Annotated in this window: 21 protein-coding genes; 7 read left to right on the top strand and 14 right to left on the bottom strand. The window is 68.3% G+C overall.

Annotated elements, in window-relative coordinates:
- Positions 1-9: 9 nt before the first annotated feature.
- Genes H6717_17220 through H6717_17200 form a run of 5 tightly spaced genes read right to left on the bottom strand, consistent with a single transcriptional unit; the run spans position 10 to position 5,823 of the window.
- The gene (locus H6717_17220; GenBank protein MCB9578773.1) at positions 10-1,800 is read right to left on the bottom strand and encodes a hypothetical protein; all 1,791 of its coding nucleotides are present in this window, start codon (positions 1,798-1,800) and stop codon (positions 10-12) included.
- A 57-nt stretch (positions 1,801-1,857) separates the two neighbouring features.
- Positions 1,858-2,724, bottom strand: a complete 867-nt coding sequence (locus H6717_17215) for a hypothetical protein (GenBank protein MCB9578772.1) — start codon at positions 2,722-2,724, stop codon at positions 1,858-1,860.
- Complete coding sequence (locus tag H6717_17210) at positions 2,721-3,323, bottom strand: sigma-70 family RNA polymerase sigma factor (GenBank protein ID MCB9578771.1); 603 nt, start codon at positions 3,321-3,323, stop codon at positions 2,721-2,723. The genes H6717_17215 and H6717_17210 overlap by 4 nt, the downstream gene beginning before the upstream one ends.
- Before the next feature lie 44 nt (positions 3,324-3,367).
- Positions 3,368-4,378 carry a hypothetical protein gene (locus H6717_17205; protein ID MCB9578770.1) on the bottom strand — a complete coding sequence of 337 codons (1,011 nt, stop codon included), beginning with the start codon at positions 4,376-4,378 and terminating at the stop codon, positions 3,368-3,370.
- Positions 4,375-5,823, bottom strand: a complete 1,449-nt coding sequence (locus tag H6717_17200) for a tRNA-dihydrouridine synthase (protein MCB9578769.1) — start codon at positions 5,821-5,823, stop codon at positions 4,375-4,377. Before H6717_17200 ends, H6717_17205 begins: the two co-directional genes overlap by 4 nt.
- Before the next feature lie 149 nt (positions 5,824-5,972).
- On the opposite strand from H6717_17200, the gene H6717_17195 reads away from it, so the two are divergent.
- The 3 genes from H6717_17195 to H6717_17185 are packed head-to-tail and all read left to right on the top strand — an operon-like array spanning position 5,973 to position 7,583.
- Positions 5,973-6,185 carry a hypothetical protein gene (locus tag H6717_17195; GenBank protein MCB9578768.1) on the top strand — a complete coding sequence of 71 codons (213 nt, stop codon included), beginning with the start codon at positions 5,973-5,975 and terminating at the stop codon, positions 6,183-6,185.
- On the top strand, positions 6,185-6,685 hold the full coding sequence (locus H6717_17190) for a CBS domain-containing protein (GenBank protein ID MCB9578767.1): 501 nt from the start codon (positions 6,185-6,187) through the stop codon (positions 6,683-6,685). Before H6717_17195 ends, H6717_17190 begins: the two co-directional genes overlap by 1 nt.
- 52 nt (positions 6,686-6,737) lie before the next feature.
- A complete protein-coding gene (locus H6717_17185) occupies positions 6,738-7,583 on the top strand; it encodes a phosphate/phosphite/phosphonate ABC transporter substrate-binding protein (GenBank protein ID MCB9578766.1) in 846 nt (281 codons plus the stop codon).
- On the opposite strand, the gene H6717_17180 is transcribed toward H6717_17185, so the two are convergent.
- From H6717_17180 to H6717_17165, 4 genes are all read right to left on the bottom strand, one after another.
- Entirely contained in the window at positions 7,584-8,690 is a 1,107-nt protein-coding gene (locus H6717_17180; GenBank protein MCB9578765.1) for a sulfatase-like hydrolase/transferase, read from the bottom strand.
- Between the two features lie 46 nt (positions 8,691-8,736).
- On the bottom strand, positions 8,737-9,585 hold the full coding sequence (locus H6717_17175; protein ID MCB9578764.1) for a sulfatase-like hydrolase/transferase: 849 nt from the start codon (positions 9,583-9,585) through the stop codon (positions 8,737-8,739).
- 157 nt (positions 9,586-9,742) lie between these two features.
- Entirely contained in the window at positions 9,743-10,894 is a 1,152-nt protein-coding gene (locus tag H6717_17170; protein ID MCB9578763.1) for an acyl-CoA dehydrogenase family protein, read from the bottom strand.
- Entirely contained in the window at positions 10,891-11,691 is an 801-nt protein-coding gene (locus H6717_17165; GenBank protein ID MCB9578762.1) for an enoyl-CoA hydratase family protein, read from the bottom strand. Before H6717_17165 ends, H6717_17170 begins: the two co-directional genes overlap by 4 nt.
- 91 nt (positions 11,692-11,782) lie before the next feature.
- Here H6717_17165 and H6717_17160 point away from each other — a divergent pair, with 91 nt between their 5' ends.
- Both H6717_17160 and H6717_17155 read left to right on the top strand, forming a co-directional pair.
- The gene (locus H6717_17160) at positions 11,783-12,100 is read left to right on the top strand and encodes a hypothetical protein (GenBank protein ID MCB9578761.1); all 318 of its coding nucleotides are present in this window, start codon (positions 11,783-11,785) and stop codon (positions 12,098-12,100) included.
- Positions 12,101-12,169: 69 nt separating this feature from the next.
- Positions 12,170-13,300 carry an AI-2E family transporter gene (locus H6717_17155; GenBank protein MCB9578760.1) on the top strand — a complete coding sequence of 377 codons (1,131 nt, stop codon included), beginning with the start codon at positions 12,170-12,172 and terminating at the stop codon, positions 13,298-13,300.
- A gap of 1 nt (position 13,301) precedes the next feature.
- Here the strand turns inward: H6717_17155 and H6717_17150 are convergent, their stop codons facing one another.
- The 3 genes from H6717_17150 to H6717_17140 are packed head-to-tail and all read right to left on the bottom strand — an operon-like array spanning position 13,302 to position 15,623.
- The gene (locus H6717_17150; GenBank protein MCB9578759.1) at positions 13,302-14,429 is read right to left on the bottom strand and encodes a hypothetical protein; all 1,128 of its coding nucleotides are present in this window, start codon (positions 14,427-14,429) and stop codon (positions 13,302-13,304) included.
- A 19-nt stretch (positions 14,430-14,448) separates the two neighbouring features.
- On the bottom strand, positions 14,449-14,850 hold the full coding sequence (locus H6717_17145) for a RidA family protein (GenBank protein MCB9578758.1): 402 nt from the start codon (positions 14,848-14,850) through the stop codon (positions 14,449-14,451).
- Positions 14,847-15,623 carry a 3-oxoacyl-ACP reductase FabG gene (locus tag H6717_17140; protein ID MCB9578757.1) on the bottom strand — a complete coding sequence of 259 codons (777 nt, stop codon included), beginning with the start codon at positions 15,621-15,623 and terminating at the stop codon, positions 14,847-14,849. Before H6717_17140 ends, H6717_17145 begins: the two co-directional genes overlap by 4 nt.
- Positions 15,624-15,703: 80 nt before the next feature.
- Between H6717_17140 and H6717_17135 the strand changes: the two genes are divergently transcribed.
- Positions 15,704-18,082, top strand: a complete 2,379-nt coding sequence (locus tag H6717_17135; protein ID MCB9578756.1) for a hypothetical protein — start codon at positions 15,704-15,706, stop codon at positions 18,080-18,082.
- Here the strand turns inward: H6717_17135 and H6717_17130 are convergent.
- Both H6717_17130 and H6717_17125 read right to left on the bottom strand, forming a co-directional pair.
- Positions 18,063-18,644, bottom strand: coding sequence for a hypothetical protein (locus H6717_17130; GenBank protein MCB9578755.1), 582 nt, complete (start codon positions 18,642-18,644; stop codon positions 18,063-18,065). The two genes, H6717_17135 and H6717_17130, sit on opposite strands and share 20 nt — an antisense overlap.
- A 21-nt stretch (positions 18,645-18,665) precedes the next feature.
- Complete coding sequence (locus tag H6717_17125) at positions 18,666-20,030, bottom strand: serine/threonine protein kinase (protein ID MCB9578754.1); 1,365 nt, start codon at positions 20,028-20,030, stop codon at positions 18,666-18,668.
- 94 nt (positions 20,031-20,124) lie between these two features.
- Here H6717_17125 and H6717_17120 point away from each other — a divergent pair, with 94 nt between their 5' ends.
- Positions 20,125-21,609 carry a PEGA domain-containing protein gene (locus H6717_17120; GenBank protein MCB9578753.1) on the top strand — a complete coding sequence of 495 codons (1,485 nt, stop codon included), beginning with the start codon at positions 20,125-20,127 and terminating at the stop codon, positions 21,607-21,609.
- Positions 21,610-21,981 lie beyond the last annotated feature (372 nt).

Raw genomic sequence — 21,981 nt, 5'->3', positions numbered from 1 at the left:
CGATAGCCGCTACTTCAAGAGCAGCTCGAGGCGCTGGAGGGTGCGGGTGAAGGCGGGATTATAGCCATAGCCGACGTCCCGCACGCTGCCCTCGATGGTCTTGGCGCACACCGAGCCGACCACGCCGCGGTCGCCGAGGCCGTGCAAGAGCTGTAGGTGCCGAGTGCCGGGGTAGGCCTTGGCGAAGCGTTGGTAGCCTGTGTACTCGCCGGTGCCGGGGACCTGACAGAGCGGGCTGTTCTTGGAGTATCCGGGCTCCCACGCGCTTTTGCAGTCGCAGCCTCCTGTCGCGCTCTGACAGTTCCGGGGTTCTTTGAGCGGCATGATGCAGGCGTACTGGAGGTCGTCGTGCTCCGGGGACCACTCGTGGCCGTTGGAGCCATTCGCACCCGGACCAGCAGTGGGTGGAGCCAGGGCCTGGCCTGTGGACGGCTGCGTGCCGGTACGAGGGTCCACGGACTCTCGCATCAGGGGGTCCGTCGGGGGCGTCTTGCCCGTAGGCACCAGCCACGCCCACTGGAGCGCGCTGCTGCTCTGGAGCGCCAGCGGTGCGGACCCGGCGAGGGTCTCCGGGGTGGCCAGGTCTTGCCAGGGCACGCCCACGATGCCGGTGACCACGATCTGCCCGGGCGCACGGGCGGCGAGCAGCGGGTTGGGGACTAGCTGCCCCGCGCGGTTTTCGATCTGACTGCTGGTGAGACCCTTCAGATAGCGATCCACGGGGTAGAGCCAGTCGACACCGTAGCGCCGCTTCTGATCCCAACAGCGCAGGTTGGGGGTGTCTTCGGTGGTCTGGTCGTAGGCGCCTTTCTGGCACTCGGGGTCGTCGTTTACGTCGGGACAGCCAGGACCTGGCGCTTCGCCGCAGCTCTGGCAGCAGGGGTCGTCGGGGTCGACGGCGCACGCGCTGGTGGCGCGGGGGATGTTGGACCCGCTCGTGGACACCAGCCAGGACTGCTGGTCGTCGCGCATGGAACAGTCGTTCTCGTCCGTGAGGAACACCACGGTGAGGATCGAGCTGGGTCGGAGGAACTTCTGCCGCTGGCTCAAGACCTCTTGATCGATGCCGGTGATCTCGCTCTCTCCGGTGTTTCCGACGATGACACCGGCCGGGGGCTCCGGGTCGACCAGGAAGCGATACATCGCCTCCAGCGGCGCCTCGTAGCCGCACCCGAGCTCTCCGGCGGCGAGCACGTGCTCGGTGGTGGCCTGCACCAGCTGGGCGGAGTCCGTCATGCCGCCGCTCTTGCCGTCGGGATCCCACACCAGGTAGCCCTGGTCTTGGTAGCTGCTGAGGCCGGAGCGCACCGTCGCGATCAGGTGCGCGTGGTCGTCTTGGCCTTCCGTTCCCCCGCCGCACACGTCGCCACCATGAGCGCCGATGCTGGACGAGATCACGCCCACGTGCATGTCCCGGACCGGGGAGATCTCGCGCTGGCTGCCCTTGGGACAGGTGTCGGTGGGCGACTGCGGCTGCGCGATGGGTTCCCCCGCAGCGTTGACGCAGCGCGGATTGGTGAGCCGGCTCATCAGCTCCGGCATAGCGTCCGCAAGGAGCTGCTGCTTGTCCGCCATGGAGATGGAGTTATCCACCACGAACAGCAGATCGAGCTGGTCGCTCTTCGGGCCGGGCGGGATCACGCCACCGGTTCCGCCGTTGCCGCTCGTGCCGCCATTGCCGCTCGTGCCGCCGTTGCCGCCGTTGCCGCCGGTCCCGGTGTCGCCCAACTCCACGTGCTTGCCGCTGCACGCCGTGAGCGCCAAAAGCGCCGAAAGCCCGAGTCCCAAGAAGCGGTTCATGCCTTCACCTCGCTAGCGTGATGGCCAGGGCCCAGCGTGACGATCACGAAAAACGCGCTACTGCACCGGAAACGAGGCCGTGGCGGGGGCCGCCGGCGCCGGCTCGGGGGCGACGGGCTCTGGCGCGGGCGCCGGCGAAGCCGCCGCCTTCATGGGTACGGGGGCGGGCTTTTCCGCCGCCTGCGCCTTTTGCAGCAGCTTGCGCACGCGGCCCACCAGCGGGCTTTCGCCGTGGCTGGCGAGAAACGCCCGGGCAGCGCCCGCCGCTCTGGCGCTGTCCCCGCGCCCCAGCAACGCTTCGATGCGCAGCACGTCCGCTTCGGGATTCAGCGTGCCGTTCTTGAACTCGGCGTCGTGCTTTCGCAGCGCAGCGATGGCGCCGGCGCTGTCGCCCCGGGCCATCGCGCCGCGAGCGCGATCCAAGAGCGCGACCTCCGCCGCCACGTCGGGCTCCGGAGCTGCTTCTGGTGCGGCGGACGCCGACGCCACCGCCACTTCGCCTCGAGCGCGCTCGGGCTCCGCTGTGGCGGCGAACGCGACCTTGGGCGTCCTCACGGCGGGCAGCGCCGCGGGCGCCGCGGGCGCTTCCGTGTCTTCCACCACGACGGCGCGCCCTGGCGCCGACGTGACCGCCGTCGCGCCCACGCTGGTCACGGTGCCGGCGAGCAAGCCGATGCCCACCCACTTCACCACCACCGCGAGGCCGAGCTTCGCCGTCGCGCTGCCCGCCGTCGCGGCGCCGCCGCCGGCCGCGCCGCTTCCGGCCGTGACCGCGGCCGTCGTCACGATGGCGCCTCCGACTCCCAGCGCCGCCAGGGTGCGGGCGCGCGCCTCCGGCGAGGGCGCATCTTGTCGAGCGGACGAAAGCAGCTGCATCTCCAGCTCATCGGCTTCGCCTCGGAGCAGCGGAACAAGCTCGGTCATGGTGACCCACCTCCTGCCGCGTCGCGCGCACGCAAGCGCCGCACGGCAGCATGAAAGCACTCTCTCGCGCGCCGCAGCCGCGAGGCGACAGTGCCGGTGGGAATGCCCACCAGCGTCGCGATTTCGGGAGCCGGAAGCTCTTCCAGCTCGAAGAGCACGAACACGACCCGCAGCTCTTCGGACATTTCGTCGAGCACGGTGTCGAGGGTTCGGCGAGCCTCACTGCGACTCGCCAAGGTCTCGGGATCCGGCGCCGGGTCCCGCGCCTCGCCGACGCGTTCGTCCGGTGCCTCCGGGCGCCGGCGTGCCGAGCGCCGCCGTGTGGAGGCCACGCGGAGCGCCGTGCCCACCAGGAACGCGCGCTCGCGCCCGACCTCGATGTCGCCCAACCGACGCGCCGCGACCAGGAACACCTCTTGCGCCGCGTCGTCCGCGTCGCTCTCCGGAATCCCCACGCGCCGCAGGGTCCGCCACACGAAGTCGAAGCTCGCTTCCACCAGGGACGTCAGGCGCGCGTCGTCCGACTGCTGCACTTGGGAGCGAATGGTGATCTCCGAAGTGCGGTCGTCGCGGGCTCGGGCCGACGCTCCATCCGCCATGTGCTCATCATGGCCGCGGCGCCGGACATCGATCGCGAAATCCGTCATGGCGAAAGCTCCGCCGTGAGGCTCAGACCGAAAAAGCCCGCCACCGGCGGCGGCCGAAAGGCCAGCCGTTCCGCCCCGGCATCGACGAAAACGAAGTGATCTCGAGTAATTGGCAGCAAAGCGCCGCCGCTCAGGGCCAGCGCCAGGCCGGCCCCCGGGCGCAGCTCGAGGGCGCCCCGAGCCGTGGCCGCCGCCCACCACGCAGCGCCGCCGTTGGGGTTTCGAATGCCGCTGCCCTGGCCCGAAAGACGCCCGAGCTCCGCCCCGCCGCAGGGCAGCGCCGAGAGCGGACCGAGCGTGAGGCGCACTGGGCAACCTTCGAGGCGACCCGCGACGAGGGTCATGTCCGCGCGACCGAGGTCGGTTTCCGTGTGTCCCGTGACGCGCGCGAAAGAGAGCCACAGCGTCGGCGACACCACGCTCGGTGACGACCAGCCCGCGCCGACCAGGGCCCGCTCTCCGATGCCCAGCGCCGGCACGGCGCCACCGGTCGCTTCCGCGCCGACACCAACAAAAATCTGAAAGTGATCCTCCGGGGGTTCTTCTTGTCGGGGCGGCGCGGAAACGACGGCGGGAGCGGACGTCACGGTCGGCGCGGGCTCGGCGGGCGGCGCCGTCGGAGTCGGCGCTACGGCGGGTTCCGGCGCGCTCCCTCGCGTCCCTGCTTCGGGATCGATGGCGAGCGCAGCCACCAACGCGAGCGCCTGGGAAACGTCTTCACAGGTGGCGGCGCTGACCCGGCGCGTCGCGCGACCACCCTCCGCACTCTCCACCACCAGCTCCCCGCGGAACTTTCCGTCCCGCGCTTCGATCGTCAAATCGAAGCGCGTGGCGTCTTCGCCCTCGTTCGCGCGGCGCGCGCGGGGCGTGCGAGCGAGGATCTCCTGGAAGAAGGCGTCGCTGTCGCTGCACGCCGCCTGGGCTCGGACGCGCACCGGCGCCGATTCCTCGGCCATGCCGGGCGTGGCCCAGAACAGCGCTGCCAGCAGCAGGAGCCGGCGCTTCACTCGGGCTCCCATCTGGGCGCCGTGAGCCGCCGGCGACCGCTCTTGTCCAGCGTCACGTCGGGCTCCGAGAGCGCCTCGCGATCCCACAGCTTGCAGGTGACCTGCTTGTGCTTCTGATCCAGGCCTTCGCAGTAGTTGGTGAACACGCAGCGGCGCACCTCGCTGCCGCGGCCGAGGCGCGTTTTCTCGAACCAGTCGGGATCCGCCAAGGATTGTCGCGCCGACGCGATGACGTCGGCGTCTTGGCGTTCGAGGATACGTTCGGCCTGCTCGAAGGTGGCGATGCCACCGGCCACGACCACCGGCGTCGAAAAGCCGGCGCCGCGAACTGCGCTTCGGATCCGGGATACGGCGTCGACGTTGCGACCGAACGGTCCGCGGGGGTCGGCCAGCGTCGTCGGCATGCACTCCCAGCCGCTCTTGCCGGTGTAGGGGTAGGCGGCCCAGCCCACCTTCGGCTGCTTGGCGTCCTCGAACTTGCCGCCCCGGGAAAGGGACAGAAAATCCATCCCCGCCCGGGCGAAGGCGACGCCGACGTCCATCGCTTCGCTCACGCCATTGCCGCCTTCGATGCACTCGTCGGCGAGGTAGCGGGCGCCCACCACGAAGTCGACGCGCTCGCGCACGGCGCGGAACGTCTCGAGGGGTAAGCGCAGCCGCTGCTCCAGGCTCCCGCCGTAGCCGTCGTCGCGATCGTTGAGGCGAGAGAGGAACGACGCGAGGGTGTAGGCGTGGGCAGAGTGCAGCTCCACGCCGTCGAACCCCGCAGCTTCCGCCCGTGCGGCGGCGTCCGCGAACAGCCCCGGGAGCGTCGTCGGCAGGTCGCGCACGTGAGCGAGGTGCGTGTCCGTCACGCGCTCGCGGTAGCCGTAGTCCAGCGCTGAAAGCTCCCGGGACGACAGCACTCGCTCGAGCTCGGCGCGAGGGAGGGTGGGCAGCAGCCGGCGTAAATCCTCGTCGCTCTGGAAGCGCCCGGCGAGCGCGTCGCGATGGCGCTGACTGATGGCCAAATGGCGCGAGAAGTACTTCTCGGGCTCGGGCCGGCGGCGGATCGCCAAGAAGTCGATGAGCTGGATGAAAAGCCGCGTGCGCCCTGCACTCGCCCGCCGGACCGTCTCGCTCAACGCTCGAAGGCCCTCGACGAAGCGATCGTGGCCAATGCGGAGCAGCGGGCCGCTGGGCACGTCGCGAATGCCCGTCGCCTCCACCACGATGGCGCCCGGCTTGCCCCGGGCGAAGCGCTCGTACCAAGCGAGCACGTCGGAGGTGACGAAGCCGTCGTCCGTCGCGCGCCACGGAACCATGGCCGGGATCCAAGTCCGCTCCGTGAGCTTCAGGCGGCCGCTCTCGAGGGGTTGGAACAGACGCGCGCGCGCCGCTTCATCGCGGGTGGGCCAACGTGCCTCGAGCAGGTCGTGGCGGATTGGCTGTTCCGGTCGCCACATGCCACGGAACGCGTACACCGAGATTGAAACCGACGGTAGCTCCTTGCGCCGAAGCTGCGCTGCAAAGATGCCCCGAACGCAGGGCCTGCGCGATCCTCGGGGTGAACCGTGGGGCGATGACGGCACGGTGAATGCACCTGGGAATGGGCATGTCCAGCAGCGACCGAGTCTTGAGGGTGGCGCACGTCTACGAGCACGACGCGCGCAAGTTCGAAGACCTGCTCAATCAGTTGCTCGAACGCATCGTGTCGGAGGGGGGTGTCGTCGGAGACATCAAATACGCGAGCGATCCGGCCACGGAACAAGAACGCCGGGGTGGCTTCGGCGCGCTCGTGATCTACGAGCGGCGCGTGGAGAGCTGATGCTCCGCGCGCGGGACGTGATGCAGGGCGTGCCGCTGGTGACGGCCACGCCGGAGATGACGCTCGCAGATCTCGAGCGCCGCCTGCTCGAGCACCACGTGGGCGGCGTCCCGGTGCTGGACGGCGAGCGCGTGGTGGGCGTGATCGCGCGCTCCGACATCGTGAAGCAAATCTCGGTCGCGCGGGCTCTTGCGGAGCTGGTCGAAGCTCCCGATCGCGCCGCCAGCGGCATCCGAGCTCCAGAAGTCGATGACTCCGCCCTCGATGCGCGCGCCGGTCTGATCGTCGCCGAGCGCATCGCGAAGCTGCGGGTGAAGGACGTCATGACGGATGCCGTGGTGGCCGTGGAGCCGAGCACCCCGATCACCGAGGTCGCGCGCCAGCTGGTGGACCACGGCATTCACCGCCTGTTGGTCGTGGACGGCGGAAAGCTCGCGGGGATCATCTCCAGTCTGGATCTGGCCGCCTTGCTCCTCGACGAGCGGGTGACGGTGTCGTGAAGGCGTTCGTCGTGGGCCAGAAACCCGCCGCACGCTAAGCTCGGGACGAGTCATGCCTGGGTCGGATTCTTCGGAGCTTCGGGAGTTGCGCGTCGGCATCGCGCTCTCCGAGCTCGGGCGAGTCACGCTGCGGCCGACCGCCCGCGCCGTGGGGCCCACCCGCGGTCGCCTCGAGGTGCTGTGCGACGCGCTGTCCCTCGCGCTGGACACCAAGGTGCGCGGTCAGCCGTGCGAGCTGTACACGGATCTGTTGGCGGAGCTCCACTGGGGTACGCTGCATTTCGCGTGGCTGCCACCCATGATCGCGCTGCGAGCGGTGAGCCGGGGGAGCGCCACGCCGCTGGTCGCACCCGTGCGCGCGGGCAGCGCGTGGTACTGGACGGCGCTCTTCGTCCCGGAGGATAGCGGTGTGCAGCGCATCGAGGATTTGCGCCGCGCCCGCGTGGCGTGGGTCGATCACATGAGCAGCGCGGGCTACCTCGTGATCCGAGCGTCGCTCCGCGCGCAGGGGTTCGACCTCGAGAAGCTGTTCGGCGAGGAGCAGTTTCTAGCGAGTCACGACGCCGTCGCGCAGGCAGTGGCTTCCGGCCGCGCTGACGTGGGGGCGACCTACGCCCACTTCGACGACTCCGGTCGCGTGCGCAGCAGTGGCTGGGGTCGCGCTCCCATGCGCGTGCTCAAGTTCGCCGGCCCGATTCCGGGCGACGTGCTGGCCGCCTCGGTCCATTTGCCGCCGGAGCTATCGGCCGCGATGAAAGAAGCGTTCTTGGGGGAGGGCCACGCCGAGGTGAAGCGCGCCGCGGACGATCTGTTCAACGCCGTCGGGTTCGAGGAGGTCACCCGGGACCACCTGCGTCACCTGGAGAACCTACTCAACTACGTCGAGATCCCGGGCTGATCAGAACACCCGCGGCGGGGGCTTGGGGAGCGCGGCGGGCTCGTTTGGCAGCGGTCCCTGGGGCGCCTTCGCCACGCCGTCGCCGCTGCTTTCCGCCGTGCGCCGCACGCCGACGTTCGGGCAACGGGCGAGGCGCGGCGCGTAGCGCACCGTTCGGAAGGAATCGTCCTTGCCGTGATACTCGACCTGCGCGCGCATCTGTCCGCGGAGGGTTTGTCGCAGCGACTCGCTCACTCGGACCTTCTTGCTCGCGAGGTCGCGGAGCTCTCCCGGGTCCTGCTCCAGATCGAAGAGCCGCACGTGGCCCCCCGCGTGCTCCACGATGAGCTTGTAGGGCCAGCACACCACGGCTTCCGAGGTTCGCAGGCCCTGGATGTTCATGTAGATGGCGCGCGCGTCTTCCTCGCCACTGCTTGCCGAGAGCAGGCTCTTGCCCTGGAACGACGGGTGGGGCGGCAGATCCACCAGATCGGCGAAGGTCGGCATCACGTCCAGGTTCGAGACCGGCGCGTCCACGCTCATCGGCTTCAGGTGCGACGGCCAGTGGACCATGATCGGTACACGCGCCTCCGAGTCGAACAGCGTCTTGCCGTGGGTCACCATGTCGTGCTCGAAGAACATCTCGCCGTGATCGGCGGTGATGATCCAGATGGTGCTGTCCAGCTGCCCCGTCGCCCGCAGGTGCTGCTCGATGCGACCGAGTTGCCGATCCACGTAAGAGAGGGCGTTGTCGTAGCGGTTCAGCGCCACCTCGCGGTCGCTGCGAGGATAGCGGAGGTAGTTGAAGCTGCCGGCGTCGGGTTCCGTGGGCGTGAAGGGCGTCGGCTCACCCGCCGGGATGCGATAGGGGAAGTGCGTCGCCTGCAGGTTCATGTACAGCGCCCAGGGCTTCGCCTGGTCGTCCATCCAGCGCAGGGCGTGGTCCACGGTGACGTCGTCCGGTACGGCCAGTTCGCTGCCGATGTCCAGATGCTCACCGTCGTAGCTCTGCGCGTGCCAGCGATACACGGGTGTCTTCGTGGTCTCGAAGCGCAACCTGGAAATGGTCGCGGTGGGGTAGGAGAGGGCGAAGAACAGGTCGTGGAACAGCGACGAGAGGATCGCCATCTGGGCGTAGGCGGGGGAGCGGGCTCGACGTCTACAAGCACCTCGACTACCCGCGCTTCCTGGAGTGTGTCGCGGTGGTCCAGGCCCGGGAAAACACCACGCTCTGCCGCGCGATACGATCGAGGTTCGGCGTGACCTTTCGCGGGTAGCCGTTCACGCCCAAGTGCGACAGCGCGATCGACTCCAACGTGGTGAGCAGCACGTTGGGGCGTTGGCCCTTGTGTGCGTTGGCAGCGGCGAGCCAGCGATCGCCGTCGCTCAAGGGCGGGCCGCTCTGCCGCGTGGGGGGCGGCGCAGCCGCGCCGTGATCGTCGTCCTCGGCGGTGGGCGCAGGAGTGGGCAGCGCGGACGCGAGCAGTGCCATCTCCGGGCTGGCGGCGGCGAGACCGGTCACCAAGGTCACGGGTAACAGGCCGGCACCGGCCAGCGCCATGGGCACGCCCAACGAGCGACGCGCGGGTCGCGGCTTGCCCAGGGCCCGGAGCGCGTAGCGCGCGCTGCCCACCACCGCCAGGCTCACCATCGCCACTAGCAGCACGCTCTCGACGCGAAAGCCGGACAGGGCCGCTTCGAAGAGGTGGCTGTTGCCGTTGAGCCCGAACTCGATGGCGCCCACGGTGAGATAGGAGCCGCTGAGCGTTCGCAACAGGACACTCACCAGATAGCTGAGGGTGAGCCAACCCATGAACGCGGCTTGGATGCCCACCGCCACGATGCGTCCGACGGACGTTTTCAGCAAAGGCAGCGTGGCCACGGCCACCAGTGACATTCCCAGCGCCAAGACCGCGGCCGTGAACAGAACCGCCGCTGCGGACTGCAACCAGGTGGCGGGGGCCGAGCCGTCCAGCGCCGGGCTGCCGTCCAGCCGCAACATGAGCTGGTTCTCCAGTCCCAAGAGCGCACCGAGTAGAGCACCGGCGATGAGGCCGTGTCGGCACCACACCGCCGCAGACGGCGGTGCGGTTTCGCTGGGACCGCGAGTTGGGGGCATGGGGATTGGACCGCGGATCGTAGCAGGGCCGTGGGTGACGGCGGAAGAAAGGCGATGGTCGTCAGGATTGGGCTCGGCTGAGCAGGGCTCGGGCAATCACGATGTGCTGTACATCCGTGGTGCCTTCGTAGATGCGGAGCGGACGGATGGCGCGGTACAGGCGATCGAGCGGGTGGTCCGCCAGCACGCCGCGGCCGCCGACGATCTGTACGGCGTCGTCGATGATGCGCTGGGCGGCTTCCGTAGCAAAAGCCTTGGCCATGGCGCTCTCCAGCGTCACGCGCTCCTTGCCGGCGTCCTTGGCCAGGGCGGCGCGGTACACCAAGAGCCGCGCCGCGGTCAGATCGATGGCCATCCGCGCCAGGCGGTTCTGCACCATTTGGAAGTCTCCCAGGGCGCTTCCGAACTGGCGCCGCGAGACGGCGTGGTGCAGCGCTTCGTCGAGGGCTCGCTGCGCCATGCCCGTCGCCGCCGCCGCCACCGTGGTGCGCAAGCGATCCAGCGTGGCCATGCCGAGCTTGAACCCGGCGCCTTCGTCGCCCACGCGGGCGGAGACCGGGATGCGGCAATCTCGGAAGGCGAGCTCCCCCAGGGGGTGCGGCGCGGAGAGCACCAGCGCTCGCGTGAGGGACAACCCGGGGGTGTCTGCCGGGACCACGAAGCAGCTGATGCCGCGATGACCGGCGTCCGGATCCGTCTTGGCGAACACGGTGTAGAAATCTGCGATGCCGGCGTTCGAGATGAGGGTCTTGTCGCCATCGAGGACGTAGTGCTCGCCATCTCGCCGGGCGCGGGTGGTCATGGCGGCGACGTCGGAGCCGGCTTCCGATTCCGTCATGGCGAACGCAGCCATGGCTTGTCCGCGGATCACTGCGGGGAGCCAGCGCTCTCGGAGTGGTTCCGCGCCGGCCAAACCAATGGGAGTCGATCCCAAGGCTTGGAGCGCAAACACCTCGTCCGCCAGGGGCGAGGCATGCGCCAGGGTCTCGCGGATCAGGCACGCGCCGCGAAGATCCAGCGGATGGGCGGCCTGGAGCAGGCCGCTCTTGCCGAGGATTTCGAGGATTTGTCGCGCTTGCAGGCGTGCGCTTTCGTCGTTTGTGGCGGGCGGCAGCGGTGCGATCTCGTCTTGGGCAACGCGTTCGGCTCGAGCCGCGAGCGCTCGGTGCTCCGGCGTGACGAGGGGCTCGATGCTCTCTAGCTCGATGCTCATGAGAAATTCGCCGGGCGCTTGGCGACGAAGGCTTCGTAGGCTTCTCGGAAGTCGGGGTGCAGCATGCACGTGGCCTGCGCCTCTGCTTCCAGGGCGAGCGCTCCTGGGAGGTCCATGCTGGCCTCTCGGTTCAGCAGGGACTTGGTCATCTCCAGCCCGAAGGCGGGCCCGCGAGCCAGCTTCTCGGCGAAGGCCTTGGCTTCCGTCATCAGCGCCTCCTGGGGCACGACGCGGTTGTAGAGACCGATGCGCAGGGCCTCTTCCGGGCCGATGAAGTCCCCCGTCATCAATAGCTCCGTCGCTCTGCCGAAGCCGATCACTCGAGGGAGCAGCCAGGCCATGCCCATGTCCGCACCGCTGAGACCGACCTTGGTGAACAGGAAGGCGATCTTGGCCTTGTCGCAGCCGATTCGAACGTCTGCGGCGGTGGCGATCACGGCGCCGGCGCCGGCAACGGTGCCGTTCAGAGCGGCCACGATGGGACGGCGGCAGCCCCGCATGGCGGTGACCAGTGAGCAGGTCAGGCGGGTGAAGTCCAGCAGGCCCTGGGCGTCGCGCTCGAACAGCTTGCCGATGATGTCCTCGACGTCGCCGCCGGAGCAGAAGGCGCGGCCCTTGCCGGTGATCAACACGGCGCGCACGCCGGGCTCGCGACCGAGCGCGCCGAAGGTGGCGGACAGCTCCTCGTAGACCTGGAAGGTGAGCGCGTTCAGGCGCTCGGGGCGGTTCAGCGTGATGGTGGCGACGCCGCTCTGGGCGTCCACCGAGTACTCGAAGCTCTCCGGGGCGATGGCCATGGCGGGGAGGCATGCCCCTGCCGCGAGGCCGAATCAACCCTGCGGACCTCGACCCTCGACGCGGGAAGAAAGTCACGTGTAGCGTCCAGGCATGAACGACCAGCAAGGGGCCCGAGATACCGAATTCCTCGATCTGGAGCTCAGCCAAATGCTCCTGGCCGAAGGCCAGCGCATCGCCAAGGACGTCGCGCTCGAGCTGATGCGGGACGCCATTCGCGAGCGCCTCGCGGAGCGCCTCGGTGACCGCTTGCGGGCCATCGGGCGGCTGGCGGCGGACGAGCTCGCCAGCGACGTCGAGGCCAACCTCGAGATCGAGGCCCGTATCGCCCAGCGCCAAGCCGCGCGGGGCGATGTGCACGAGCGCCTGGGCCAGGTACTGACCGAGAAAAAGAAGAAAAAGGGAGGCTGAGCCCGAACCGCTGCAGGTTTCGAGGCCATTTCGCCCGACGGCGGTAGGGTCGGGTCCCGGACGGAGCCCATGACCGAGCCCGACGCCCCGCCTCCCTCCATCCCGCCCTTCGCTGCGGCCGACAACAAGGTCCTGGCGCCGACGTGGTTTTTCATCCTGTTCATCACCACGCTGCTCGGGCTGGGCTACGTGATGCGCCCGTTTGCGGCGGACATCGTGGCGACCTTCGTGCTCGTAGCGCTCTTCCACGGCACCTACGAGAAGATCCTGCGCTGGATGGGGGGCAGGCGCTGGGCCGCCTCCGCCACCACCAGCCTCTGGATCGTGTTGGTGGTGGCGATCCCGGTGAGCATCGTCGGCTACTCCCTCGTGATCGAAGCTCTGGCGGCCTTCAACGCGTCGCGAGACATGCTCGCGAACCCCGGCGGCGCCGTGGATCTTTTCGCGCGCGCCAAGAACGCGCTGGGCACGCTGGGTCTGCACCTGAACGACGAGCACGTCAATCGGCTCACCTATCGTGCAGCGAGCATCCTCAGCGACTTTGCCTTGGCCCAGGCCACCAAGGCCCTCAACAACGGTGTCACCATCATCGTGCATTTCACGATCGTCGTCGTGATGGTGTTCTACCTGTTGGTCGACGGTCAGCGTCTCAAGCGCTTCGTGTTCGATCTCTCGCCGCTACCCATCGAAGAAGAGGAGCTCCTGGTACAGAAGTTCCAGGAGGTGTCCCGCGGGATCCTGGTGGGCAACGGCGTGGGCAGCGTGTTGCAGGGGGTGTTCGGCGGCATCGCCATGTGGGTGGTGGGCATTCCGGCTCCCATCTTGTGGGGGGCCGCCATGACGCTGTTCGCGTTCTTGCCCGTGGTGGGCGTCTCGCTGATCGTGATCCCCGCGACGGTGTACTTGATGCTGGTGGGCAAGGTGACGACGGGGATCCTGTTCTTCCTGTTCTGCATGGCGCAGGCGCTGTTCCTGGAGAACGTGGTGAAGACCCGCTTGATGGGCACGCAGACGCGTATGCACGACTTGCTCGTGTTCCTCAGCGTGATCGGCGGCCTGGCAGGCTTTGGCGTGTTCGGTCTGCTCTACGGTCCGCTGATCACGGTGTCGTTCTTGACGCTCGCGGAACTGTATCGCCGCACGTATCGCCACAAGGTGGCGGAGCGCATCCTGCTCCGCTCGTCCATCATGGACGGCTGAGCTACAAGCAGCAGACCGTGTAAATGGTCTGGTCGACCGATCCCTGCGCGGCACTGGGAACTGGATTGCAGCTCACCTGCTCCGTGACGTTCATTCCCATGATGAACTGATTGTCCGTCAGGTTCACGCACTGGTCGTCCTGCGTCGCCGTGCCCAGGGACGGGCCGGTACAAGCGTTGGAATCCGTGGCCGTGGCGTTCGCGCCACAGACGGGCTTGTCGCACTTGCAGTCGGAACAGGAGCGCTTGTCCGTGAACGCCGTCGTGATCTCGTTGCTGTTTGGGTACTCCGACGGACAGGCGTGTGGGTCCTTGCGGTAGATGCACACCGCGTAGGGTGCCGCGGGCTTGGGCAAGCACTTCGTTCCTCCGGCGCAGCCGGCACCGGCGGGCTCGCCGTCGCAAACGCGGGCGCGGCTGGAATACGCTGGCACGGGGAAGTTGGCAGAGCCGGTGGTCTGTGGCGTGCAGCTGTTCCCGGTGCTCCCGAGCTGGAGGTGGAACGAGTTCTGCGTGCTCGAGCTGCTGAACCCGTGACAGCCCCCGGTGGTGGAGTTGGCGAGCTCGCTGCCGCCGCAGTTGTCGTCATTGTAGCTGCGCACGGTCGGGCTCGAGCAGGTCACGCTGGCGGTATCGCAGGCGCAGCTCGGGCAGGTGCCTGGCGCGATGGCGAGCTGGCCGCCGGTCAGCGCCTCGTTCGGGTAGCTTCCGCCGCACGCGGCGGGCTCCGCCGATGCCTGGGCGAAGGCGACGGGTCCCGTCCAGCCCCCGGGGGCAGAGGGGGCGCACTGGAAGGCGCCGCACTCTGGATCCTCGCAGTCCGTCTTGCCGTCCTTGTTGTCGTCCTTGCCGTTGGTGCAGTCCTCGGTGCCGACCGAGCCTGCCGCACCGCCGGTTGCCCCTGCCGCGCCTGCTGCACCTCCGGTAGCGCCTGCTGCGCCTCCGGTAGCGCCTGCTGCACCGCCGGATGGTGTGCCACCGCTGCCGCCGGTCCAGCCGGAGTCCCCCACGTTGCCGCCGACCCCGCCGCCCCCGACGCTGGCGTCCGCCTCGATGCCCGGACCGGTGCCTTCCGTCTGTACCGAGCACCCCAGCAGGATCACGGCAGCCGAAAACGCGAGGAGCCTCACACCTCGAGTGTAGCGAAATTCACGGGATGACGGCAGTCGCTTCGATTTCGACCTTGGCCCCCGGCTCGAGCAGGCCCTTCACCTCGAGTAGCGCCATGGCCGGGAAGTGCTTTCCCATGCGAGTGCGGTACTCGGCTCCGATTTGCTTCAGAGATTGCTCGTACTCGCGCTTGTCGGTCACGTAGATCGTCAGTCGGGCAATGTGCTCCGGAGTACCACCCGCTGCGCGCACCACCTCCGTGACGTTGGCCAGCGCTTGACCGAACTGCAGCGCGAACTCCGGCGAGACGATGCTCTGGCGTTCGTCCCAGCCCACCTGCCCCGCGACGAACAGGAGGCGGCCGCCCGCAGGGCACAGCACGCCATTGGAATAGCCCTTAGCAGCGCCCAGCGACGCCGGATTGATCAGCTCGAGAGTCATGCCAGGAGCCCTCCTCCATCTATGACGATGGCCTGTCCGTTGATGCCACCCGCGTCCTCGGCACATAGAGACGCCACCACGAATGCGACTTCTTCCGGTTCGATCAAGCGCTTCTGTCCCGCCGTCTTCAGGATCGCTTCCAGCGCGGCTTCGCTGGACAGGCCGGTCTTGGCCATTACCCGCGCGACCGAGTCGGTCGTCATGTCGGTGTTGACGTAGCCCGGGCAAACCGCGTTGGCGGTGACGTTGCGCGCCGCGTACTCCGCGGCCACCACCCGCGTGAATCCGAGCACCGCGTGCTTCGAAGCGGTGTACGCGGCGATATACGGCGAGCCCATCCGCGAGGTGATGGAGGCGACGTTCACCACGCGGCCCCAACGTCGCTCTGCCATGCCGGCCAAGAACGCCTGCGTGCACAAGAAGGTGCCGGTGGCATTCACCGCCATCACGCGATTCCAGTCCTCGAGCGTCAGCGTCTTGATCGGCGCCGAGCTGGCGATGCCGGCGTTGTTGACCAATATGTCGATGGCGCCGAGCTCGTCGCGGGCGACTTGCGACAGTCGCGAGATGCTCGCTGGGCTGGTGACGTCGCAGGCGACGGCTGCGGCCCTGCGGCCGAGCGCCCGGATTTCGTCGGCCACTTGCGCAACGCTGTCGGCGTTGCGGGCCGCCACCACCACGTTTGCCCCCCGCTTTGCCAGCGCCAGGGCGATGGCTCGGCCGATTCCACGGCTTCCGCCGGTCACCACGGCGGCTCGGTTCGCTAGCTCCATCGCACTGGGTGATGCCCGTGCTCGCCGGCCGGATCAAGGCTCGGCTCGACTCGAGCCCAATCCGACTCTACATTTTTGCCATGCGAGGATCGGGGACTGGGGCGGTGGTGCGTGCGACGTGCTTGCTGCTCTCTGCTTGGCTTGGGCTCTGCGCCGCCGTCGCTTGTGGGTCGGACTCTTCCGAAGATCGCAAGCGATTGGCGGAGGTCGCCGAGGGTTGCCTCATCAATAGCGACTGCAAGTCGCCGTTGGTGTGCGCCTTCAAACGCTGTCACACGCAGTGCGAAGACACTCGAGATTGCGCCGGCGGAGAGCGGTGCGTGCCGAGCGACAGGCCGTTCAACGTGTGCCTGCTCGAGGACGAAACCGAGTGCGTGTACCACACGGACTGTCCCGCCGAGCACTTGTTCTGCGCCAAGGACTACAAGTGTCGGAAGCAGTGCAAGTCCTACCGCGACTGCTTGGCGAACCAGGTATGCACCGAGGGCGCCTGCGCGGACGTGGAGGAGCTCGGCAAGGACGGCAAGCTCCCCGATCCCGGCAACGGACCGGACGCCAGCGTTGGGCAGGGGTGCGTCTACAACAGTGACTGCCCGCCGCCGCTGGTGTGCAAGGTCGGCTCCTGTCTGCCGGAGTGCAAGGAAGACCGCGACTGCCCGGACGGTGCAGTCTGCAAGGCTGGGAGCTGTGAGCTCACCAGCACCGGAGACGGCGGCGTGGCGGACGCCGGCGTCCCCAGCTGCAAGAACGGCAAGCTCGATCCCGGAGAGACACAGGTGGATTGCGGCGGCACCTGTGGCGCGTGCGACGGCAGTCCCTGCACCAAGCCCAGCGATTGCGCGAGCCAGGTCTGCCAAGGGCTCACGTGCAACAAGCCGAGCTGTTCCGACGGCCTGCAGAACGGCGTGGAATCCGACGTCGACTGCGGGGGAACCTGTCCCAAGTGCGCTCCCCAGAAGGGTTGCTGGAACAGCCTGGATTGCGCTAGCGGAACCTGCGCGAGCGGCTTGTGCACCAGCCCCGGCTGCAACAACAAGCAGAAGGACGGCAACGAGACCGACGTGGACTGCGGCGGTGCGGACTGTACCCCGTGCGCGAACGACGCCGCGTGCCTAATGAACTCGGACTGCGCCAGCGGCAATTGTGTGGGGAAGAAGTGCGTCCCCGCGGGCCCCACCGCCTGGACCCAGATATTGGACAAGACGCCCGCCACACCCAAGGTCGTGTTCGACTCGAATGGGGATCTGTTCGTCGCGGGCGAGTTCTCCGGAGCCTTCGACTTCGGCGGCGGCACGTTGACGTCTGCCAGTCAGGACTGGTTCATCGCCAAGTACACCCCTGCTGGTGCCCACGTGTGGTCCCGCCGTTTCGGGGGCAGCGGCTACGAGTACCTGAGCTATGTCGGTGTCGATGCACAGAACGACATCCTGGTGGCGGGGCGCACTACTGCGGGGGGAAGCTTTGGTGGCGCCGCGCTGACCTGTGACGCAGCGGTGGTCGTCGCCAAGTACTCGGGCGTGGACGGCAGCCACCTGTGGTCGAAGTGCATCGATGGTCCGGGCGGTCAGGTGCTCCAAGGCGTCGTCGCGAGCGTGACGGCCAATGGCGATCTGGTCGTGGGCGGGCCCTTCTACGGCACTCTGGACTTCGACGGTACGATCATGACGAGCCCCTGGACCAACGGCTTCTTGGCGCGCTTCAGCGGCGTTGGCGGTGCGGTCACCTGGGCCAAGCACGTGTACAACTCGTCCTCTGCGCCGACCCTCACCCAGCCCACGGCCATCGTCGCGGACTCGAGTGGATTGGTCGTCTCGGGCGATCTTCGCGGAACCCTCGACTTCGGTAATGGCGTCACCTTGTCGGTGGGCAGCGGCAACAACACGGACGTGTTCATCGTGAAGTTCCAAGACGACGGAACTGCGCTCACGGGGCGCGTCATCGGGGACTCTTCGGCAGACACTCCGGTGGCCCTGGCGGACGCCGGTCAAGACGTCGTGCTCACGGGTACGTTCCAGAGCCAGGTCGACTTCGGAACCGGGCCCATCACCTCCCAAGGGATGAAGGACATCTTCCTCTTGCGCGTGAAGAAGAGCGACCTCACCACCACTTGGGTCAAGACCTTCGGCGGAAGCAAGGACGACCTCCCGACCTCCGTGGCCGTGTCTCCCAATGGCGAGGTCGCCCTGGCCGGGACCATCAACACCGCCGTGAACTTCGGCGCAGGGCCTGTGAAGTACGAGTCGAGCACGGACTTCTTCCTCGCCCGCTTCGCTCTATCGGACGGTTCGCATCAGGCCTCCAGCGGTTGGGGCGCGTTCGGCGCCGACTTCGGCGGGCACGTGGCTTACGCCGGCAGCGTTCTGGCCATGACGGCGTACTACACGTCGGGCGGCATCGTGGATCTGGGAACGGGTGCGCTGCCCGCCAAGAACACGTCCGTCATCGCGCTGTTTCCCTGAAGCGGTCCCGCTGCCAGCTGCAGCGAAACTCGTGATACGGCGCGCCGTCTCCCATGAACGCCGTTTGTCCGGCGCCCCTTCCGACGACGAAGCCCAGGGATTCCAGGGTGGCGATCATCCAGCCCTCCATCAAGCGGCAGTGCAGCACGTGCATGTCCGGGAAGTCGTAGATCCGCACCGCCGTGGATTCGGGAGCCCATTCCACCGCTTCCATGCGTCCGGCGTTGCGGTAGTAGCTGGGCCACACCAGCTTGCACGCGCGGATCAGTCGCTCCGGGCTGGCCAGCGCCGCGTAGATCTTGAGCACCGTGCCCAGATCGCGTTTGCCTGCAAACGTTCCCAGCTCGAAGCTCACGTTCGGAAAGGTTGCTTCCGCCGCCACCAGGAAGTCCGTGAACGCGGAGTAGGGAAACCACGCCAGCTTGGAGATCCGCTGGGCGAACACCTGTTGCGCGCCGGGGCCCGCCACCTCCAGCACCTTCTCCAGGGTGCCGGCCGCTCGCTGATCGCGCAGGTGTCGAACCAGACCCAAGAACGCCCGCCCGCTGACCAACGCGTCCACTGGGGCTGGCTTATAGCGCGATCAGAACGGGTTTTCCGTCGCCATCTGGTGTTGCTGGTCCCGCGACGGGGTTTTCGGCGTGCCCGCCGGTTTTGATTTTGGGGTTGGTCCGGCGCGGAAGCTCGCAGACGGCTTCGGGGGCGGCCCCGCATCCGTCGCGGCTGCGCTCGCGGTGGGCGCGGCGGACTCCAGCGCCGGCAGCACACGGATGCTGCTCGAGTCGGCGCTGGGCGCCATCTTCGCCGGCGTCGATGTCTCTTCTGGCCGGACGTCCGTGCGCGCCACCAGGCCCAAGCCAGCGAGCACCGCCACCAGGGCGGCCACGCCGCCGGCGATGGCCCATGACCGCCGAGGCGACGCCGCTCGCGTCACGCTCATCGGCGCTTGGGTATCTTGCAGTGCTTCGGAGCGCGCGGGGGCTGCCGTCGGTGGGGCGCCGGCGACGACCGTACGGGAGTAGGGCAGCGCGGACTCCGGCCCCACCAGCTCCGACGGGATCGCGACGGTGGCCGCGTGGCCCAGGGCCAACTCGCCCTCCGCGCGGCGCAGGGCCTGAGCGAGCGCGGCCGCCGACTCGAAGCGTTCGTCGATACCCCGCGCCATGGCCTGCTCCGCGATCGCAATCAGCGGCTCGGGCAGTGTCGGGTCCAGCTCCGCGAGCGAGGTCTTCTTGCCCTCGTGGATACGGACCGACAGCTCGGGGAGGTTGTCGGCCGAGAACGGGCGCTTGCCGCTCGAGCACTCGTACATCACCACGCCCAGGGCGTACACGTCGGTGCGATGGTCCAAGTCCTTGTTGCCGCGGACTTGTTCCGGCGACATGTAGAAGGGCGTACCGAGCATGGACCCTTCGGTGGTGAGGGCGCGCTCGCCGGAGAGCGTTTCGTCGAACTTCGAGATGCCGAAGTCGAGGATCTTCACGAACAGCTCGTCGCCCTTCAGCAGGAACAGGTTCTCGGGCTTCAGATCGCGATGGACGATTCCGGCCTCGTGCGCCTCGTGCATCGCCTCCGCTGCCTGCGCGATGACTTCGAGGACCTGCGGTGGCTCGAGCTTGCCCCGGCGGCGCAGTACGGCATCCAGCGGGGTGCCGTCCAAGAGCTCCATCACCAGGTAGGGCTCGCCGCTGTCGAGTTGCCCCGCGTCGAAGGTCTGAACGATGTGAGGATTGTCGATGCGGCCAGCCGCCGACGCCTCGCGCAAGAAGCGTGCAACCACGGCCGGGCTGCGGGCGAAGCGAGCGTGCAGCATCTTGAGGGCGCGGCGGTGCTTGGTGAACTCGTGCTCGACCTCGTACACGGCGCCCATGCCGCCGACACCCAACTGCCGGATGACGCGGAGCTTCCCCGCAATCAGTTCGCCGGCGGCGAGCGCGCCCTCTCCCATCAGGTGACAAGCTTAGGGTACGCGCGGGAGTTTTCAAAACCAGGGCCGCGGAAAGCGTTTGGCCGAGAAGCCGCCCAGCTTAAGATGCGTCTTCGTGCACTTCGCTCGCCGCCTTGCCCTGGTCTTGCTCCTGTCCTCCGCGACGCTCTCGGCGGCGCCAGCGGACGCCACGCGGCGGGAGGCCCGGGAGCGCTTCGACCGAGGCCTCAAGCTGTTCAACCAACGAGACGACGGCGGAGCATTGGCGGAGTTTCAGCGCGCGTACGAGCTCATCCCGCATCCGCTGGTGCTCTACAACATCGGCGTGGTCCAGGCTGCCATGAAGCATCCGGTGGAGGCCGTGGATGCCCTGGACCGGCTCATCGCGAGCCCCGGGGATCTGTCGGCGGACCGCCTGGCCCACGCCCGGGAGCTGAGAGCGGAGCAGGCCGCGCGCATCGCCCGCATCGAGATCCGCTCCAACGTGGATGGCGCTCGGATCGAGGTCGATGGCGTGGACGTCGGGCAGGCCCCGCTGCCCGAGCCCCTCGCCGTTGCGAGTGGACAACACGTCATCGCTCTGGTGGCGTCGGGCCACGCGCCCTCCCGTCGCACGGTGACGGTCGCCGGCGGGCGCCGGCAGGCGCTCGATTTTCAGCTCGTGCCCCTTGACGGCAAGCTCGGCATGCTCGAGGTGGACACGCCGGTGTTGGACGCCGACGTAGTGGTGGACGGTGTCGTCGTGGGCAAGACGCCACTGGCAGGCCCGCTGTCCCTCGCTCCCGGCCGGCACGTGGTCGACGTGCGCCGCAAGGGCTACCGGCCGGCTCGCCAGGTGCTGACGGTGGCGGACGGTGGCAAGGCACGCATTGCTCCCAATCTGGAGCCGGATGCCTCGCTCCTCACCTCGGAGGGCGGGCGGCTGGCGCTCGAAATCAGCGAGCCCGAGGCCGTGGTGTTCGTGGACGGATCTCCGCGCGGCGCGTATGCCGGACCGCTGGCGCTTCCCGCCGGCCGCCATCGCGTGAGGGTCGAGCGCGCGGAGTTCTTCCCTTTCGAGCGTGACGTGGACGTTCCGGTGCGCGGAAAGAGCGACGTGCGCATCGAGCTGGCGCCGACTCCGGAGAAGCGCGCGAGCTACCGCGACGCCGCGACGTCGCAGCGGACGTGGGGATGGGTCGGCCTGGGCGCTGGCGCCGCCGTGGCCATCGGGAGCGGCGCGTTCCTGGTTTGGAACTACGGAAAGCAACGCGACGCCGAGGACCGCAGCGACGAGCTGCGCGCGCGGCTCTCGGCAGGCGGAGACTGCGATCCTCAAAACCCCGTGCAGAAGCCGTCGGTATGTGCGGGCGTTCAAGAAGAGCTGCGCATCGTGATCGAAGACAAAGACGCGGTGAATGCCCGCTACCCTTGGGGTTTTGCGGCCCTTGGGGTGGGCGCCGTGGGGGCGGGCATCGGCACCTATCTGCTGGTCACGGGGGACGACCCCGACCGCTACGAGCCCCGCCCGGAGAGTGACGTGTTCGGTCGGGTCCGCGTCATTCCGCTGCTGGACGTCACGGCAACGCGAACGACCTTGGGCGTCGCTGGCACGTTCTGAACCCCCCCAGGGTGTCTGGCGGTCGGCGGAGCCGAAACCGAAGAAGTTGCCTTGGCGCTCCCGGGCGCCGTCGAGACCATCCTGGCGATTAGGCGAGGCGTGCTAGGCGCTTCGACCTCTCGACGCTTCCGAGCGAACCCTTTTCTGGCTGGGTCGTTCGTCCCTGAGTCACGACCAAGGCACACCGTGCGCGTCACACCAGCGTGACGCTGCACCAGCTTCGCGATCGACACGACGTCGACCGCCAGACGAAATCGAACAGGCAGCATGGGACGTGCCAAGGACGCTGGCTCTCGATGCTGCGATATTTCGATCTTGGTTGCGTAACGTGTGCGCTTTCGTCGTTGGCGTCAGCACCTGCTGCGTGGTGGC

Source organism: Polyangiaceae bacterium (assembly GCA_020633235.1).
Classification (GTDB): Bacteria; Myxococcota_A; Polyangia; order Polyangiales; family Polyangiaceae; genus JACKEA01.
The sequence above is the reverse complement of the archived record's forward strand: the minus strand, read 5'-3'. Positions and strand labels throughout refer to the sequence as shown.

Bases quoted from the DNA above. Each gene is read 5' to 3' on its own strand.
- H6717_17220 (MCB9578773.1), bottom strand. From the start codon at position 1,800: ATGAACCGCTTCTTGGGACTCGGGCTTTCGGCGCTTTTGGCGCTCACG.
- H6717_17215 (MCB9578772.1), bottom strand. From the start codon at position 2,724: ATGACCGAGCTTGTTCCGCTGCTCCGAGGCGAAGCCGATGAGCTGGAG.
- H6717_17210 (MCB9578771.1), bottom strand. From the start codon at position 3,323: ATGGCGGATGGAGCGTCGGCCCGAGCCCGCGACGACCGCACTTCGGAG.
- H6717_17200 (MCB9578769.1), bottom strand. From the start codon at position 5,823: ATGTGGCGACCGGAACAGCCAATCCGCCACGACCTGCTCGAGGCACGT.
- H6717_17195 (MCB9578768.1), top strand. From the start codon at position 5,973: ATGTCCAGCAGCGACCGAGTCTTGAGGGTGGCGCACGTCTACGAGCAC.
- H6717_17190 (MCB9578767.1), top strand. From the start codon at position 6,185: ATGCTCCGCGCGCGGGACGTGATGCAGGGCGTGCCGCTGGTGACGGCC.
- H6717_17185 (MCB9578766.1), top strand. From the start codon at position 6,738: ATGCCTGGGTCGGATTCTTCGGAGCTTCGGGAGTTGCGCGTCGGCATC.
- H6717_17180 (MCB9578765.1), bottom strand. From the start codon at position 8,690: ATGGCGATCCTCTCGTCGCTGTTCCACGACCTGTTCTTCGCCCTCTCC.
- H6717_17170 (MCB9578763.1), bottom strand. From the start codon at position 10,894: ATGAGCATCGAGCTAGAGAGCATCGAGCCCCTCGTCACGCCGGAGCAC.
- H6717_17165 (MCB9578762.1), bottom strand. From the start codon at position 11,691: ATGGCCATCGCCCCGGAGAGCTTCGAGTACTCGGTGGACGCCCAGAGC.
- H6717_17160 (MCB9578761.1), top strand. From the start codon at position 11,783: ATGAACGACCAGCAAGGGGCCCGAGATACCGAATTCCTCGATCTGGAG.
- H6717_17155 (MCB9578760.1), top strand. From the start codon at position 12,170: ATGACCGAGCCCGACGCCCCGCCTCCCTCCATCCCGCCCTTCGCTGCG.
- H6717_17145 (MCB9578758.1), bottom strand. From the start codon at position 14,850: ATGACTCTCGAGCTGATCAATCCGGCGTCGCTGGGCGCTGCTAAGGGC.
- H6717_17140 (MCB9578757.1), bottom strand. From the start codon at position 15,623: ATGGAGCTAGCGAACCGAGCCGCCGTGGTGACCGGCGGAAGCCGTGGA.
- H6717_17135 (MCB9578756.1), top strand. From the start codon at position 15,704: ATGCGAGGATCGGGGACTGGGGCGGTGGTGCGTGCGACGTGCTTGCTG.
- H6717_17125 (MCB9578754.1), bottom strand. From the start codon at position 20,030: ATGGGAGAGGGCGCGCTCGCCGCCGGCGAACTGATTGCGGGGAAGCTC.